We start from the raw sequence: 16,398 nt of genomic DNA, 5'->3' as shown, positions 1-16,398 counted from the left end.
ATAGATTTTATTTTTCGTCTCTAGTTTTATAGCCTGCTTTAGGTCTTTGGTACTCTAGTCTTGTGTTTTTTTGTGGTACAGCATATGCGTCTAATCCGTTTATTGTGGCAGAATTAATTGTAGACAAATCGATAAAACCATCTTTTACTAAAGCGGTGTTATCTACATAGAGTCCTTCAATCTGTCCAACTACTAAGATAGTATCGTTAGCTTTAATATGATATTCTTCTAAAAAGCTTAAAGCCAACTGCACCTTACAACCGTCAACAAATGGCGCGAAAAAATCGTTTTTATAGATTTCACTTAATTTTGTGGTATCAAATTCTGAAACTGTTTTAGCATATTTTGCCGAAGTATGATGCGCGTCCTCTATAATAGAACTGTTTATATGATTGATAGTAAAATATCCAGTTTCTTTTATGTTTTCGTAAGTATGCCTTATAACAGTTGTTGGCCTTGTAAAAAACCCGATTAATCCAGGATTTGAACCCATATGTGTCACAGAACTAAAAACGGCAACATTGCTATTACCGTTTTTGTCTTTTGTACCTATTAAATTTGCAGATTTGTATCCTGTACAACTATTTATAAGATTGATACGGTACAAATGATGCATTTGTTTTATATCATCGGCGTTGAAGTATTTCATCTAAAGGTTGATAAAATTATTAATTTTTACATTTTCAGCCTTTAGGTCAAACATTAAATTATACAATCCAAAAAATGTTCTGTTGATGTAAATAAAATGTGTTGAACCTCTATTGCCATTCATTTTTCTTAATTCTGTGCTTTTAGAATAACGTTGACCCATCTCGGCAACTTGATTAAAGAAATCTGGATTTGAAAAATCAAAAACTTCAGAATGAAATGGCTGTGTAAACAAACTTAACAACTCATAAAACATATCGCTGAAAAACAAAACTTCCTCAGGTGAATCGTCTGTTCTTAGAATTTCTAATTCGTATAATTTTTGTTTAAATAATTTTGGATTGTCAATACATTCCTTTTTCGCCAATTCAAAATATGGTACATAGAACTCATCAGGAATTGCTTTCATGCATCCAAAATCTAAAGCAATTAATTCCCCTTTGTCAGAAACCAAAAAATTTCCTGGATGTGGATCTGCGTGAACTTTACGCAAATTATGAATTTGGAACATATAAAAATCCCACAAGGCTTGTCCGAGTTTATTAGATAATTCTTGGTCGGTATTGTGAGCCACAAATTCTGAAAGGTGTTCACCTTTCATGTAATCCATAGTAATAATTCGTTCAGAAGAATATTCTTTGTAATAATTTGGAAATGTTAAATTAGGAATGTGTTTACATGCATCTACTACAGCCTGACTTTGTTGCAATTCTAAAGTATAATTGGTTTCTTCAGTCAACTTATTTTCAACTTCTTGAAAATATTTGTCAGAATCTTTTCCTTTGATATTAAACATTTTTACTGCTATTGGCTTAACTAATGCTAAGTCTGAAGCAATACTTTCTGCAACCCCAGGATATTGGATTTTCACAGCAAATTTTTTCCCATCCTTTTCTGCCAGATGCACTTGGCCAATACTGGCAGCATTTACTGAGGTTGCATTGAAAGTATCAAACATATCTTCGGGATGACGTCCAAAATACTTTTTAAACGTCTTTATCACCAATGGAGGCGATAATGGGGGAACCGAAAATTGTGAGAGTGAAAATTTTTCGACGTAGGCTTGTGGTAAAATGCTTTTTTCCATGCTAAGCATTTGTGCAACTTTTAGTGCACTACCTTTTAGCTTTTTTAAACTGTCGTATATATCTTCGGCATTACTTTGGTTTAAGCGTTCTTTGGCGTCAACTTCAGAGTTTACCAATTTATCACCGTAATATTTTAGATAATTGACACCTACTTTAGCTCCAGTAGACACCAATTTTGATGCTCTAGAAATTTTTGAAATAGGTATGCTGTCTATAGTTTTCATATGTGGGCTGAACTGAGTTCAGAATATTTTAATTGGAATGCATTTTTTCTTTAAATAGAAATTTACCGAAGTCTATGATGCTTTTCAAAGGCGTCGTATCAATTAAGTCGAAACTTGCTTTAACTGATTTTTCTATAAAAATATCTGTCTTTTCAAATGATGGAGAAGTATCGTCTAGCCAAAATTTCATTGTGACTAACAACTGAAACCATGCAGATTCTTTTAAACCTCTGTTTTGAAGTTTTTCAAGCTGTTCTTGTTTCAAATCTAAAGTTTGAATATCTAAATGCTCAATATAATTTGTGAAGCTTTTCTTCAAATGTCCAAGTACTTTTAATGATTTCATAGAGTTTTTATGACTCTGAAGCGCATGCACAACATAACTTCTATTCGCTGTAAGGTTTTCAAAAAAAGTATAGTAAAAACTTAATAATTTGTTACGTGCATCAAAAGATTGATAATCTTCACTCTTTTCTAAAGCAGCAATTGTATTATCAAAGAAAACTTTAAATATAGATTGCTCTAAAGCTTCAAAAGAACCATAAAATTCATAAAATTTTTGTTCGTCGAAGTTGTTGTCTTTTGCGAAAGCGTAGACAGTGTTAGGTTTATGATTATGCGTTAAAACATAATCCATATAAAAGCTTATAAGGTCGTTTTGTGATATGTTTTTTTTCTTTGCCATTGTGATTTAATTACAATGTAAAGATAATAAATGTTTAAATAATTAGAATTATAGTTAAACAATATTTAACAGCGTTAGATATACGCTGTGTTAAAGCTAGTCACCAATTTTTACAAAACGATAAGTAAAAACCGCTAAAATTGCTCCTAGAAAAGGCGCTGTTAGGTATAACCAAAGATGTTGTAAATTTCCTGAAACAATAGCAGGAGCTAAAGACCGCGCAGGATTCATAGACGCTTTAGTCATTGGGCCAGCAAACATTGCTTCTAAAAGAATTACAGCACCAACTGCAATAGCAGCCATAGTTCCAATTTCTTTACTTCCTGAAGAAACGTTGATAATAACAATCATTAGAAAAAAGGTAAGAATGAGTTCTAAAACAAAGGCTTTTATTGGCGGAAAATTTTCAGCAGGATACGTATGTCCAAAGCTTTTACTCTCAGGAAATAAAAACCATAAAAGTAAGATAGCTAAAAAGGCACCAATGGTTTGAAAAATGATATATTTTGGAACATCTCTCCAACTAAATTTTTTTGCCACAGCAAAAGCAAGGGTAACGGCAGGATTAAAGTGTGCTCCAGAAATTTCGCCATAGGCATAAATCATAGCCATGACAATTAATCCCCAAGTAATTGCTACACCAACATGAGAAATAGCACCGCCAGTAATTTCGTCTATGGTCATTGCGCCACAACCACAAAAAACCATTGCAAAAGTGCCCAATAATTCTCCTATATCTCTTTTACTCACATTCGTTTCCATATTATTCAAATGAGTTAGTCAATTAGGGATTTCAATTTATTTAATGTTTGAAAACACATATTTCATTTCAGTGGCGATTTGTATGCTACGCTCTTTGTATTTTTCTAGTTGTAGCGGAGAATCATCAAACGTTTTTGGGTCGTCATATCTTATAGGAATTCGTTGTTCTGCTCCAATAATAATCGGACAATTTTCATCAGCATGAGAGCATGTCATGATGGCTGCAAAATGCGAAGAAGGATTAAAATCGGCATCAAATTTTTTTGAAAAGCAGATAATAGGATGATTGTTATTACTATATTTTATAGCGTAAACAGGATTTTTTTCATTGGATAGCTTATCTAAATAAAAGCCTTGTTTTTTAAGAGTATCACCAACAATGGGGAACATAGCTGTGGCTTCTGTACCGCCAGAATAGCAATACACGTTATTTACATCGAAATGTGCTGCCATAGTTTGCGCCCAAATCTGAGATAAATGACTGCGTCTAGAATTGTGTGTGCAAATAAAATTTAGGTTAATATCTTGATTAGTGTTTATTTTATTTTTTATGTAATGTGAAAGAAGATTAAGAGTTTCTTTTCGTTTTTCTGAAATTGAAGAACTATTAATATCTAAAATAAATTGGTTGAGTTTACTGAAATTCATATCTGAATTTATTAAAGTTTAGCAGCACCCAGAATCTGGAGTACAACCTTTAGTTGCTTGATTTTGTAATTCTGAAATTTTTAATTTTGGCTTTAAATTTGGGATTCCACAACTGTCTAAAGCCAGACAATTTGTTTGTTTTGATACAAGTAAAAAACTTCCATCTTTAAAGCCTAAATCATATTTTCCAATTGTATCTGATTGGTATTGGACTTCAATTTCCACATCGCGTAATCCTAGTTTTTCTTCAGATAGCTTTATAATGTTCAAAAGTTTATCTGGATGTAATCTGTGGTCGTAATCGTCCGCTTCCCAAAGTTGAAAATTGATAACGCTTTCTTGACGTAATTTTCCACCACAATCGATAAATGTTTTTGAAATTTTACCAACTTCGGTAACGTGAAAATGACTTGGAACCAAACTACCATTTGGTAGTTTAAATTCAATTTGGTTTAGGTTTTCGAGATGTTTTTTTATTTCTAATAGCGTCATAACTCAATTTTTTTAGCAGCAGGTTAAAGGGTTTAGGTCTTGATTTAAAAATTCGCCAATGCTTTGTTTCATTTTAGACCAATTCTCATTATCGATGCAATAGCAAACGCTGGTACCTTCAATATTTCCCTTAATTAATCCGCTATTTTTTAGTTCTTTTAAGTGTTGCGAAATTGTGGATTGAGCCAATCCAATTTCTTCAACCAAATCACCACAAATACAAGTTTTACTATTGAAAATGTGTTGTAAAATAGCCACGCGTGCAGGATGTGCAAAAGCTTTTGCTAATGCTGAAATATGATTTTGCTGTTCTGAAAAAATTTCAGATTTAACTAATCCCATAACTTCTTTATTTGTTTATTGCAATATTACGATTAAATAAATTTTTAGCAAAGTTTAGCCAAGGGTTTTTATCAAATTCAGATGATTTGTTTTAAAGGTTTATTAACATAATTGGTCTAGTCTTAGTTGTAATTTTGCATCCATTATTTAAACACTAACACCATATAACATGAAAAAATTTTTATTATTTGCACTTGCTTTAACACTTATGTTTAGCGTCAATGCACAAATTGAAACACCACAACCAAGCCCATTTACTAAAATTGAGCAAAAGGTTGGTTTAACTGATGTAACTTTAGAATATTCTAGACCAGGAATGCGAGGACGTACCGTTTTTGGAAATTTAGTGCCTTTTGGCAAAATGTGGAGAACAGGAGCTAATAAAAACACCATGATTACTTTTAGTGATGATGTTGTTGTTGACGGACAGACTTTAAAAGCAGGTTCATATGCTATATTTGTAACTCCGAGTGCTAATTCTTGGGATGTGGTATTTTATTCAGATACAGAAAACTGGGGAACACCTCAAACTTGGGACGACTCTAAAGTTGCTGCAAAAACGACCATAAAAACTGAAAAAATCCCATTTATGGTTGAAACTTTTACAATTACATTTGATAATTTAACAAATGATTCTGCTGAATTAGGATTTATTTGGGCTGATACTATGGCAAATTTAAAGTTTGAAGTGCCAACAGACAAAATGGTGACTTCTGCTATTGAAAGAACAATGTCTGGACCTTCAGCAAATGATTATTATGCTGCTGCAGTATATTACATGAATGCAGATAAGGATATGACATTGGCTGAAGAATGGATGGATAAGGCAATGTCAATGATTGAAAATCCAAGATATTGGCAATTAAGACAGCAGTCTTTATTATATGCTAAAATGGGCGATAAGAAAAGAGCTATTGAAGTTGCTAAAAAATCTTTAGCTGGTGCAAAAGAAGCAGGAAATGCCGATTATGTAAAAATGAATATGGATTCGCTTAAAGAATGGGGCGCAATGTAATATCATCTTAAACAAAAAAAATGCGACTAACTTATTATTAGCTAGTCGCATTTTTTATTAAAAAATTAAAATTTAATTCTTTAACACCTTGAAGGTATGTTTTCCTTTTTCTGAATAAATTTCTACAAAATACAATCCTGGAGTAGCATTATTAATATTAAATTGAGTTTCAGTATTCATAGTTTTAAGATTAATCGTCTTTATTAGTCGACCATTTATATCAAAAATTGAAGCTTTTTCTAAATCAACTTGACTAGACTTTTTTAAATTAAAAATACCTTTTGAAGGATTTGGATAAATACTAATTGCACTAGCCAAATTATCAAAATCTTTTACTGATAAAGCAAAATTACAATTGTAAACGGCTATTTCATCCAAATACCATCCATCACGACCGTTACAGCCATCTGTACCGAGTTCAAATCGTAATTTTAATGTAGAATTTGCAGTAACTCCAATTTGACTTAAATCTACAATGCTCGTTCCCCAACTTCCTTTATTTTGGCCTTCGTCTGTTCCTGTAAAGGCATCTTCAGATTGCATCGGGTTGTCATTACCTTGTGCCGTAGTATTTAACGAGCCATTGTATGGATTTGTAGTGAATGCTGAAGTAGGAATCACTTCCCATGCACCACCATCTAATTGATACTTAACGTTTCCGCCGTCCCAAGTTGGTTCTGTTGCGACATAATGATTAAAAAATAATTCTGTAATACCTGAAGCGTAATTTGGGATTGTAATTAATGGACTTTCTAGTCTTATGATTCCGTTTTCCAAATCTGTTTGACAGTTACCATTTATTGGGTCAATTCCAAAAATTCCATTTCCATTTCTGTTTTCTGGTAAATTGGAAACTAATGTCCAATCTCTTGTTTCCCAAGTTGCAGGATTCGTTGGAACTTGTCTAAATGACCAACCATCAGTACCAGATTCCCAGTCTTCTCTAAAAATAGGATTAGTTGAGGATGCCTCGCAAGGCGGAGCTGAGGCTGACAAAATTGGCTGAAAATTACATGTACTAGGGTTTGTACGCATTTCTACAGCAAGTATAGCATCCATTACAGCCTGAACGTCAGCATTTGTAATAATTTCGCCAGACAATCCAGCGGCAGCGTTCGTTGTTGAAAGCCCTTCTAAATTAATACCTATTAAATCTTGTGCCGAAGTTTCTAAAGCGTCTGCTAAGTCGACAAAATTGCTAGTTTGCGTTAAATATTGACTTTGTGCTCTCCAAAAAATATGAGCTGCTTTTGTAAAACCAATACTATTAATAGTAAAGCCATTATAATTTCCACCATCAACGAGCAAAACATAAGCATGATTTGGTACACCAGAATTAATGTGAACACCACCTGAATCTGTACTTTCGCAATGATATTGTGCATCAGTCACTTTACCTGGGTCACCGTTACAAGTTGGATTCCACATATCTCTAATTGCGCCACTAAAGGCAGAAGCATCTTCGCCCATTCTCCATCGGTCACTTGAGCCACAACCATTTCTTAATGATTGGTCATCGTCTGCATCTTCATAATTATTTAATAAGTCAATAGTTTCTCCCCAAATATCAGAATAGGCTTCATTAATTGCGCCCGATTGCCATGCGTAGATTAGATTGCTTGTATATTCAGTATACGCATGACCCCATTCGTGTGCAATTACATCATCAGATGCTGTACCATCGCAATAATTTGCTGAGAAACCATTCCAATTGGCATTAGGACATTGAATGTTTGGATTATTATTTATAGTAATCATTTGTGCATCAGCTCCGTCATACGAAATATAACCAAACGCGTTATTAAAAAAGTTGTAAGTATGTTCTGAAGCTTCTACCTCATTTTGTTGCCAAATGGTTAAGCTTCCCGGAAACGCATCGCCTTCTTGCCATGCAATAGTTGATGTGTTTTCTTCATAAATAATTCTGTCTAAAGCATGCGCAATTCCAGTAAATTGTTCAATAACTTCTCCATTAGTAGCATCAATAAATAGATATTCTCTAACATCAACATTATTTCTAACTTCGATATGGTAAGCTAAGTGTTGTGAAGTTGTTTGCCCTTTTTCAATACCTTTGGTAAAAATCACTAATTCATTTTTTTGAACAAAAAGCGGAGCGCCAGAGCCATTTAAGTTTTGATTTTTAATTGCAGTTATCGCATTTAAATTCGCAGCCTCTTTATTTAAGGTAGGTATTGCATTAACTTTAATTTGTGGTAAGTACTTTCCGTTGATACTCGTAATATCTTGAGATGAATTAAAATGAAATTTTAATCGTCCATCAAATACTGGAATGCCATTATGTTTTTGAAGCAGCGTTATGTGCGTTTGTCCATATTTGTCCGTAGAAGATTTTTCAACACTAAAATCACTAGACTTTAAATTTCCAAATAGTTGAGAATCTTCAACAAAATTTAATGCTTTTGAAGTCGGTTTTTCTCCTGAAATTTTATAAGCCGAATTTGAAGGGAATTTTATAAAAGAAACAGTTTCAGTATTACTATTATAGGTAATCTTGGCATTAGTTCGATTAGAAAACTTCTGAATTTGCTCTGTAGCGGTTTGTGATTGGCAAAAAATAATAGCAAAACAAATAGCTATTACAGTTAAAAAGTAGGTTTTTTTCATAGTTTTGGGGTAATTAATAATTTGTAAGTATAACAAAAATATTTTACAAATTATCTTCTACCAATTAGTTACGAAAAAAAACAAGTCTAGGTTTTTAAAATTAATTCTGTTTTTTTGTGAAAACATGTATAAGATGAGTAATAATCATCACCAAAGCACAACCAAATAAATTTAGCCATAAATACGGCATCCAATCGTACCACCAGCCAATAATTATAATGACTTGGGTAATTAACGCACCAGTAAATACAGCGTTTCCTTTGATGTATTTAAAAAAGAAGGCCAACAAGAAAATACCTAAAACATTTCCATAAAAAATAGAGCCTATAATATTTACAAGCTGAATTAGATTTTCGGCCAGATTAGCAAAACAAGCAATGATAATGGCTATAATTCCCCAAGCTAACGTAAAAAGCTTAGTCACTTTAACCATATGATTTTCATCTTTTTCTTCCTTTTGGTTGCGTGCATACAAATCCATTGAAGTAATTGTTGCAAGTGCATTAATCTCTGAAGCGGTTGATGACATGGCAGCAGATAAAATTACTGCCAATAAGAGTCCAATTAATCCAACGGGCAAGTGATTGAGAATAAACCTAATAAACATATAATCTCTATCATTGGTTTGCGTGTCTTTGGCGGCAGAAGTATAAAGTGTATTTAATTCGGAAAGTTTTGTTTTGTAGGCTTCGCTTTCAGGATTTGTTTTTAGTTTTTCGACTTCTTTTTTTAGGTTGTTATATGATTTGGTATAATCTTTATCTATGGTTTTCTTAATAAGAAATTTAGACTCCAAACGATACGCTTTTTCAACACTATCTAGCATTGACAATTGACGGTAAACTGCTTCATCCTCAGATGAAGATAATGCCAAGCTTAGATTTTTTTTCTTCGTAAATAATTCATTTTGTTTCTGCTGAAGTGTTCTATACTCATCACCATATTCCGAAGCTAAAACTTTTTCAGTTGAAGCATCAATAAAATTTAAGGGTGCAGGATTAAACTGATAAAATACAAAAACCATAACACCAACGAGCAAAATGAAAAATTGCATTGGTACCTTTAATAGACCATTAAATATTAAGCCCATTTGCATCTGTTTCATGCTTTTACCAGAAAGATAACGTTGCACTTGGCTTTGGTCTGTGCCAAAATAGGAGAGTGCTAAAAAAGTTCCGCCAATAATCCCAGTCCAAACAGTATATCTATTTTCTAAATCAAAAGAAAAATCTAATACTTCCATTCGGCCACTAGCGCCGGCAATATCTAATGCATCTGTAAAAGATACTTCATCAGGTATCAGGTTTAGTGTAATGAATAATGCAGCTAGCATTCCTGCAAAAATGACAAACATCTGCTGCTTTTGAGTTACGGTTACCGCTTTTGTTCCGCCAGAAACTGTGTAAATAATAACTAAGACACCAATAATAATATTTAGATAAACTATGTTAATACCTAATACGATGGAAAGAATTATGGCAGGTGCAAAAATGGTAATACCTGCAGCCAAACCACGTTGAATTAAAAATAGAATAGCAGTTAAGCTTCTAGTTTTTAGGTCAAAACGATTTTCAAGAAATTCGTAAGCCGTGTAAACCTTTAGCCGATGATACAAGGGAATAAAAACCAAGCAGATTATTACCATAGCAATTGGCAAACCAAAGTAGAATTGCACAAATCCCATACCATCAGAAAATGCTTGACCCGTTGTTGATAAAAAGGTAATAGCACTAGCTTGAGTTGCCATTACGGACAATCCAATGGTCCACCAGCGACTCGTATTACCGCCTTTTATATAATCTTGTGCACTTTTATTGTTGCGCGTTACGTATGTTCCGTAACCCACTATAAGTAATAAGGTTGATGCAAGAACCGTCCAATCTATCCAGCTTAAAACCATACTAAAAGGCTTGAGTGATTAAGAAAAATATGACGATATACACCAAATTTGCTAAAAGCACAATGGTATACAATTTTAACCAAGGTTGCTTTTTAATCGTTTCTTTTTCTTGTTGCATGGTTTAGTTTTTTAAAGTGGTATTTGGAGTAATTTCTTTTCCTGCGGAAAGCATATTTGCGAATAAGCGATAAGCGCCAGAAACACCAGCAGGAAACTCTCTAAAGAAACTTAAACCTGTATATATGTAATTGCCCTTACCATATTTGGCAACAAGTAGGCTTCCTTTTTTAGGAGATTCTCCCTTATCATTTGCAGAAAATAGCGGCGTAAATTCTTCGCTCCATTCATCAGGAAAATACAAACCACGCTCTTGTACCCAACCTTCAAAATCTTTTTGTGTGATTTTATTTGGGAAATTTAAAACTGGATGATTTGGTTCTAAAATAGTCATTTTGGCATTTTCGTCAGTGACGCGATCTCTTGACAATTCTAGCTTATATGGTGCTAAATTATCGACTTTAAGTCTTCTGCTTGTGTTGTATTGCACAATAAGATTTCCTCCGTTTTTTACATAGTCTAAAAGGAATTTTTGTTTAAATTTTAATTCGTCTAAAATATTATAAGCCCTAATTCCTACAACTATGGCATCAAATTCTGAAAGATTTTCTGCTGTAATTTTTTCAGGTTGAATGATGGTAACATTATACCCAATTTGCCTTAAACTTTCTGGTACAACATCGCCAGCACCTTCAATGTAGCCAATATTTTCTCCACGTTTTTGAATATCTAAACGCACAATTTTACTCTCACTCGGCAGATAAACTGTTTGATATGGTATATGGGCATAATCAATTTCTGCTAGTTCTCGTGTGTAAAATTCGCCATCAATATTTACCATCGGCGAAATTAAACCTTCGCTTTGATTTTTTGGAGGAATTACTGTAAATACGAGCGTTTGTTTATCGCCTTTGTTTGCAATCAAAATTTTTTGCTTTGCAGGATAAACGCTCCAGTCATTTGGGTAAGCCAATTGTACATAACCTTCAATATTATCTTTTCCTGCTCTAACGTTGACTTCAATATCTCGTTGTTTATCATTTTCAAAAATGAAAACCTTATCTCTTAAACTTGCTGAAACTGGTGGTACGATTTCAAAAGGTCGGTACAATTCGCCTTTATCTGGTTTAGAATATCTGTAAACAACAGGTTTTTTAATAGGAATTGTAATGCCTTCAATATCTAAATTAAAAGTTACATAAATGGCTCTAGGAGTTTCTGGCTTACCAATTAGAGTTTTATCTTCAACCTTATACATACCTAAACTTCCTTTTTCATTTAGCCAATACGGATTTGTGTAATTGATACTTGACGGAATAGTTATGCCTTCTTCTAAATTAATGCGCTGATTAGAATTTAGATTAATATGTTTTTCAACTGGATTTTTTAATGACGTTAGTTCGTAAGATTGAAGTTTTATTGGTAGATTACTTCTGTTTAAGGCTTCTATACTTAATGTAATAGCTTCATTTCTCGTCGCTGTTGGACTATTAGCAGAAACCTCTAAGTATAATCCGGCACAAGCTTCAATTATACTTTTTAATTCTTCTGATTTAATGTTTCTCCAGTGCTCATCTTTTACATTTTGAAGCATTTGATATGCTTTTACCAATTCTGGAATGTGAGCTGAAGGATTTGCAAAATTGAAATTAGTTTCAATAGTGTTTAAAATATCTCCAATGGCTTTTCCGCCTTCAATACGGTTCCAACTTGTGTCAATTCCTGCAAATGGATTTTCGTCTTGGAGTGCGTCACCTTTTAAAAATTCGATATACTCTTCTTGTTTGCCACGAGATGTCATTCTGCCAAAACCTTGACATAAATGCTGGCTACTGGCTATTGAGGCTAACTCGTTGTTTGATAACCCTTTGAGCGGATAATAGACGCCAATATCGAAATTAAGCATGTTGCTTTTGTCTATTTTATCAAAAGCCTCTTGGCTTCCATAACGCCACCAAGACGTGTTGTAAAAAATACGTTTAGGTTGCCAAGTATCAACATATTTTAGCTGTGACGGATATTTTGATGCATCGTTTGCTAAATCAAAAGCTTCTAAGCTTAATATGGCCGAAGTGGTGTGATGACCATGTGTTTGTCCTGCGCGTCTATGGTCAAAACGGTTAATAATTATGTCTGGTTTAAATTGACGGATATTCCAAACTACATCGGCAAGTACTTCGTTTTTATTCCAAATATCTAAGGTTTCATCTGGATGTTTAGAATATCCAAAATCATTAGCACGTGTAAAACGTTGCTCACCGCCGTCAACACTTCGTGCAGCTAATAATTCTTGCGTACGCATAATGCCTAGAAGTTCTCTTATTTCTGGTCCAATAAGGTTTTGTCCACCATCGCCACGCGTTAATGATAAATAGGCTGTTCGTGCTTTTACATTGTTAGACATATAAGAAATTAGCCGTGTGTTTTCATCATCAGGATGTGCAGCAACGTATAGTACTGAAGCTAAAACATTAAGCTTTTGAACGGCTTCATAAATTTCTGAGGAATTAAGTTTTTTAGGTTGTTGAGCATTAGTAGATAGTAATGCTGAAAAAAGGAATATAATTCCGAATGTTATGCGACGCATATTTAGAGCTAGTTTGTTAACACTCAAAGTTAAAAAAGTTGGTTCGCTAGCCACGAAATTTTTGATTTATTTAACTGTAAAATTAAGATTTTACGTCAGCGAGAATACAATCTTCAACAGCAGAAGTATCCTCGCTAGCTTTGTGTAATACTGAAATATCGCCTGTTGCCTCAAGTACAACAGCTTTTACTTGGTTTAATTGAGTAACATTTGCTTCTCTAAGCTTAGCCATAAGCTGCGATTTTTCGATACGCGATTTAGATAAATTTTTTTCTAAAATAGTTGCTCCATCCATTAGCAACAGTGGTTTATTAGAAATAAGATTGCTAAACCGTGGAATTTTTTTTTGAAGTGTTGAAAAAATATAGGTGAGTAACAATAATGAACCAATGGCTACAGAACCATAAACTACTGATGTTTTAGAAGTTAAGGTAGAAGAAATGATACTACCAATGGCAACTGTAAACGCAAAATCATAGGCTGTGAATTTTGCGAAGGAACGAAGTCCTACAATTCTAGTAAAAATTATTACCGCAATAAAAATTAAGATGCTGCCCAATAGCGTTTCTAATAATGGGTCGCCAGTTTTATAAATCCAATCTAAGTCCATTTTTTATCTTTTTAATAAAGATAATTTGGATATACATTACCGAATAAAATTATAGCATCAAATATTAATGCAATTAGATTTTAAAGCCACTTTTTATTTTTAAAATAAAAGAGAAGAGCAACAAACATAACTAGCATTACTCCGAGAAGTACAAAATAACCGTAGCGGTATTGTAACTCTGGAATATATTCAAAATTCATTCCGTAGATACCAGCTAAAAAGGTCAACGGAATAAAAATTGAAGACATAATGGTAAGAACTTTCATGACCTCATTCATTTTATTACTGATTGTTGTCATGTACATATCCATTAAACTCCAAATCATTTCGCGATAAATATCTATATTTTCTGAAACTTGAATTAAGTGATCGTAAACGTCTCTGTAATACGTAAGTGTGCGTTGATAGATAAGACTATGTTCTCCTTTTTCTATGCGATTAATTATTTCGCGAAGTGGAAAAATAGCACGGCGTACTTTTAAAATTTCTCGTTTTAGTTGTTGAACTTCGATATTAGTATTTTCTCTGGCTTGTCCTGCAAAAAGTTCGGTTTCTAAATCTTCAATTTTGTTTCCTAGTGTTTCAATAATACTAAAGTAATTATCGACTACCGCATCAATAAGTGCATACATTAAATAGTCTGACTTTAAACCCCGAATGCGACCATTTCCTAAACGCAAACGTTCTCTAATGGTATCAAAAACATCACCTTCGGATTCTTGGAAAGTAATAACGTAATTTTCACCTAAAACCAAACTGACTTGCTCAATGACGATGTTTTCATCCTTGTCATAATATAACATTTTGAGCACAACAAAAATGTAATCTTCATATTCGTCAATTTTTGGTCGTTGTGTCGTATTTACAATATCTTCTAAAACTAGAGGGTGTAAACCGTATTGTTCGCCAATATTTTGAATTTTATCAATATGCGTTAAACCGTCAACATTTATCCAAGTGACAGACTCTGTATCTTTATAGTTTTTAGCATCTTCAATATTAACTAATGCTGTTTCTTGAATGTTATTTTTGGTATAATCAAAACACTCAACAATAAAATTTTTGTTTGCTTTTTGGCCTGTGTATATTAATGTTCCAGGGATTTGCCCAACATATTTTTGCGCTTCTTTAGTCCTCGTTTTTTTTCGTTTTATGCGTTTAATCATAATTCTTGGTTCTCGCTTTCGTCTAAAGCATCCTTTTGGATTAGAGTTACAGGTTTTTGTAAAATTAAATTGTTAGGGTAAGTGACCAAATCACCATTGTCCTGTCTCAAGAATAGTTGAAAAGCTCTAATATCTTCGATAATCGCCTCAATTGGAAAGTCTTTATCATGAATTTTAATTTTATCTCCAACCTTATAAGGAAAAGAGAAAAACATAATTACTCCAGATGTAACATTGCTTAAAATTGACCAAATTGCAAACAAACCAATGCCAATAACTGCAAAAACGGAAGAAAACAATAAGGTAATATCACCAAACTCAACTCCTAAAATAAACGCTTCTATAAGTAAACCGATAAGCAGTATTGTAACCGTTACGTAACGACCTATGAGGTTTGCTCTGACTTCTGTGGTGCCGCTTTTTCTACCAATTTTTTTTACTGTGACGACAATAATACCTCTTATAATTAATAAAATAACAAGCAGAATTGCTGTTGAAATCAATTCTGCTTTATAGGTTTCAATAAATGCTGTCAGACTCATAATGTTTTCTACAATCTTAAATTGTTTAACAAATATAAGCTAGTTTTTTGAAGTTTACTTTAATTCTAAATCTGCTCGTAAATTCTCGTCGTCGTTGCTATTTTTGCTCCAATACGCTGATTTAATAGTTTCAAGTTTTGTAGCTCTTGTTGTTAATGGTTTAGCATTTGAGCCATAACCGTCTTTGTAGGTTTCTTCCCAACCTAAAATATCATACGGAAAAGAAGCATTAAATTCAATTTTTAGGCTACGGTCTAATTCAGGATAATAGATAGAATATTCAGTATCATTGATTTTAGCTGAGGCTTTATAAGCTTTAAAAGGCATATGTTTTAATCTCAAAAATTCAAACGACGGAATTATTTGCAATTCGCCAACTGGTAATGATTTTGGATTAACACGTAACTGGGTCCATAACTGATTTTCTGTAATTGCTTTTTCTAAATTGAGATTTTGGTCAGCTTCGGACTGAAAATAGGAGTGAGACATAATTTCAAAATCATTTCTATTATTTAGTTGTGCATAAACATGACCGCACCATTCTTGTATAGACGCTGAAATTTTAATAGCATGTTGATTATTAGCTACGGGATAAAATGTGCTCTGCATTATAGAATACGGATAAATACCCGTATTAAAATTTTTGGTTGCATTCAGCTTTAAAACAGGAACATTTTCTTTACTGTAATTATCTGCTTTGACTTGCACTTCAGGTAAAAAATATTCAGTTACAAATACTAAAACGGCTTGTCCGTCTCGGATTTCGCCATAACGCGCTTGTTCTAATTTATAAGAAGAAATTTCAGCTTCGCCAGCATACCAGTATTTGTTAAATGCTTTAGAAAGCGCTTGTGCAGGTTTTATTGTTTCATTTTTAATATTTGCTTCGGCTATGGTCTCTGATTGTTTTTTTTCAGTATTTTGACATGAAAAAAAAGAAAACAGAATAGCTATAAAAAGGTATTTTAAGGTTTTCATAATCTTGCTTTTTAAACAAAATTACA

The 16,398-nt window shown here is 33.1% G+C and carries 15 protein-coding genes; 1 reads left to right on the top strand and 14 read right to left on the bottom strand.

Features of this window, described 5'->3' with window-relative positions; translation table 11 throughout:
- Positions 1–7 precede the first annotated feature (7 nt).
- The 7 genes from ACFQ1Q_RS13960 to ACFQ1Q_RS13930 form a co-directional block, all read right to left on the bottom strand.
- Positions 8–649: a flavin reductase family protein gene (locus tag ACFQ1Q_RS13960; RefSeq protein WP_386132800.1), complete on the bottom strand. Its 642-nt coding sequence runs from the start codon at positions 647–649 to the stop codon at positions 8–10.
- On the bottom strand, positions 650–1,960 hold the full coding sequence (locus ACFQ1Q_RS13955) for an ABC1 kinase family protein (protein ID WP_386132797.1): 1,311 nt from the start codon (positions 1,958–1,960) through the stop codon (positions 650–652).
- 28 nt (positions 1,961–1,988) lie between these two features.
- The gene (locus ACFQ1Q_RS13950) at positions 1,989–2,645 is read right to left on the bottom strand and encodes a TetR family transcriptional regulator C-terminal domain-containing protein (RefSeq protein ID WP_386132795.1); all 657 of its coding nucleotides are present in this window, start codon (positions 2,643–2,645) and stop codon (positions 1,989–1,991) included.
- A gap of 96 nt (positions 2,646–2,741) precedes the next feature.
- The gene (locus tag ACFQ1Q_RS13945) at positions 2,742–3,407 is read right to left on the bottom strand and encodes an MIP/aquaporin family protein (protein ID WP_386132793.1); all 666 of its coding nucleotides are present in this window, start codon (positions 3,405–3,407) and stop codon (positions 2,742–2,744) included.
- Positions 3,408–3,443: 36 nt separating this feature from the next.
- On the bottom strand, positions 3,444–4,055 hold the full coding sequence (locus tag ACFQ1Q_RS13940) for an arsenate-mycothiol transferase ArsC (protein ID WP_386132790.1): 612 nt from the start codon (positions 4,053–4,055) through the stop codon (positions 3,444–3,446).
- A gap of 18 nt (positions 4,056–4,073) precedes the next feature.
- Positions 4,074–4,547 carry a DUF6428 family protein gene (locus ACFQ1Q_RS13935; protein WP_386132788.1) on the bottom strand — a complete coding sequence of 158 codons (474 nt, stop codon included), beginning with the start codon at positions 4,545–4,547 and terminating at the stop codon, positions 4,074–4,076.
- Between the two features lie 12 nt (positions 4,548–4,559).
- Positions 4,560–4,889 (bottom strand): ArsR/SmtB family transcription factor, encoded by a 330-nt coding sequence (locus ACFQ1Q_RS13930; RefSeq protein ID WP_386132785.1) that lies wholly within the window; start codon positions 4,887–4,889, stop codon positions 4,560–4,562.
- Positions 4,890–5,058: 169 nt separating this feature from the next.
- On the opposite strand from ACFQ1Q_RS13930, the gene ACFQ1Q_RS13925 reads away from it, so the two are divergent.
- Positions 5,059–5,904 carry a DUF2911 domain-containing protein gene (locus tag ACFQ1Q_RS13925; RefSeq protein WP_386132783.1) on the top strand — a complete coding sequence of 282 codons (846 nt, stop codon included), beginning with the start codon at positions 5,059–5,061 and terminating at the stop codon, positions 5,902–5,904.
- Between the two features lie 72 nt (positions 5,905–5,976).
- Here ACFQ1Q_RS13925 and ACFQ1Q_RS13920 read toward each other — a convergent pair whose 3' ends face one another.
- The 7 genes from ACFQ1Q_RS13920 to ACFQ1Q_RS13890 all read right to left on the bottom strand — a co-directional run bounded on the left by ACFQ1Q_RS13920 (position 5,977) and on the right by ACFQ1Q_RS13890 (position 16,372).
- On the bottom strand, positions 5,977–8,532 hold the full coding sequence (locus ACFQ1Q_RS13920; RefSeq protein WP_386132780.1) for a M4 family metallopeptidase: 2,556 nt from the start codon (positions 8,530–8,532) through the stop codon (positions 5,977–5,979).
- A 100-nt stretch (positions 8,533–8,632) separates the two neighbouring features.
- On the bottom strand, positions 8,633–10,432 hold the full coding sequence (locus tag ACFQ1Q_RS13915; RefSeq protein WP_386132777.1) for a sodium:solute symporter family transporter: 1,800 nt from the start codon (positions 10,430–10,432) through the stop codon (positions 8,633–8,635).
- Positions 10,433–10,553: 121 nt separating this feature from the next.
- On the bottom strand, positions 10,554–13,076 hold the full coding sequence (locus ACFQ1Q_RS13910; RefSeq protein ID WP_386132774.1) for a PIG-L family deacetylase: 2,523 nt from the start codon (positions 13,074–13,076) through the stop codon (positions 10,554–10,556).
- An 82-nt stretch (positions 13,077–13,158) separates the two neighbouring features.
- A complete protein-coding gene (locus ACFQ1Q_RS13905) occupies positions 13,159–13,686 on the bottom strand; it encodes a DUF421 domain-containing protein (protein WP_386132771.1) in 528 nt (175 codons plus the stop codon).
- An 80-nt stretch (positions 13,687–13,766) separates the two neighbouring features.
- Positions 13,767–14,852 (bottom strand): magnesium/cobalt transporter CorA, encoded by a 1,086-nt coding sequence (gene corA / locus ACFQ1Q_RS13900; RefSeq protein ID WP_386132769.1) that lies wholly within the window; start codon positions 14,850–14,852, stop codon positions 13,767–13,769.
- On the bottom strand, positions 14,849–15,394 hold the full coding sequence (locus ACFQ1Q_RS13895) for a mechanosensitive ion channel domain-containing protein (protein WP_386132766.1): 546 nt from the start codon (positions 15,392–15,394) through the stop codon (positions 14,849–14,851). The genes corA and ACFQ1Q_RS13895 overlap by 4 nt, the downstream gene beginning before the upstream one ends.
- A 54-nt stretch (positions 15,395–15,448) precedes the next feature.
- On the bottom strand, positions 15,449–16,372 hold the full coding sequence (locus ACFQ1Q_RS13890) for a septum formation inhibitor Maf (protein ID WP_386132764.1): 924 nt from the start codon (positions 16,370–16,372) through the stop codon (positions 15,449–15,451).
- Positions 16,373–16,398: the final 26 nt, after the last annotated feature.

Source organism: Winogradskyella litorisediminis, from assembly GCF_042675765.1.
Lineage (GTDB): Bacteria > Bacteroidota > Bacteroidia > Flavobacteriales > Flavobacteriaceae > Winogradskyella > Winogradskyella litorisediminis.
Note: the sequence above shows the minus strand (reverse complement) of the source record. Positions and strands in the feature narration are given on the sequence as shown.

What these genes read in the sequence shown, in the direction of transcription:
- ACFQ1Q_RS13960 (WP_386132800.1), bottom strand. Translation starts at nt 649, where the DNA reads ATGAAATACTTCAACGCCGATGATATAAAACAAATGCATCATTTGTAC.
- ACFQ1Q_RS13955 (WP_386132797.1), bottom strand. Translation starts at nt 1,960, where the DNA reads ATGAAAACTATAGACAGCATACCTATTTCAAAAATTTCTAGAGCATCA.
- ACFQ1Q_RS13950 (WP_386132795.1), bottom strand. Translation starts at nt 2,645, where the DNA reads ATGGCAAAGAAAAAAAACATATCACAAAACGACCTTATAAGCTTTTAT.
- ACFQ1Q_RS13945 (WP_386132793.1), bottom strand. Translation starts at nt 3,407, where the DNA reads ATGGAAACGAATGTGAGTAAAAGAGATATAGGAGAATTATTGGGCACT.
- ACFQ1Q_RS13940 (WP_386132790.1), bottom strand. Translation starts at nt 4,055, where the DNA reads ATGAATTTCAGTAAACTCAACCAATTTATTTTAGATATTAATAGTTCT.
- ACFQ1Q_RS13935 (WP_386132788.1), bottom strand. Translation starts at nt 4,547, where the DNA reads ATGACGCTATTAGAAATAAAAAAACATCTCGAAAACCTAAACCAAATT.
- ACFQ1Q_RS13930 (WP_386132785.1), bottom strand. Translation starts at nt 4,889, where the DNA reads ATGGGATTAGTTAAATCTGAAATTTTTTCAGAACAGCAAAATCATATT.
- ACFQ1Q_RS13925 (WP_386132783.1), top strand. Translation starts at nt 5,059, where the DNA reads ATGAAAAAATTTTTATTATTTGCACTTGCTTTAACACTTATGTTTAGC.
- ACFQ1Q_RS13920 (WP_386132780.1), bottom strand. Translation starts at nt 8,532, where the DNA reads ATGAAAAAAACCTACTTTTTAACTGTAATAGCTATTTGTTTTGCTATT.
- ACFQ1Q_RS13915 (WP_386132777.1), bottom strand. Translation starts at nt 10,432, where the DNA reads ATGGTTTTAAGCTGGATAGATTGGACGGTTCTTGCATCAACCTTATTA.
- ACFQ1Q_RS13910 (WP_386132774.1), bottom strand. Translation starts at nt 13,076, where the DNA reads ATGCGTCGCATAACATTCGGAATTATATTCCTTTTTTCAGCATTACTA.
- ACFQ1Q_RS13905 (WP_386132771.1), bottom strand. Translation starts at nt 13,686, where the DNA reads ATGGACTTAGATTGGATTTATAAAACTGGCGACCCATTATTAGAAACG.
- corA (WP_386132769.1), bottom strand. Translation starts at nt 14,852, where the DNA reads ATGATTAAACGCATAAAACGAAAAAAAACGAGGACTAAAGAAGCGCAA.
- ACFQ1Q_RS13895 (WP_386132766.1), bottom strand. Translation starts at nt 15,394, where the DNA reads ATGAGTCTGACAGCATTTATTGAAACCTATAAAGCAGAATTGATTTCA.
- ACFQ1Q_RS13890 (WP_386132764.1), bottom strand. Translation starts at nt 16,372, where the DNA reads ATGAAAACCTTAAAATACCTTTTTATAGCTATTCTGTTTTCTTTTTTT.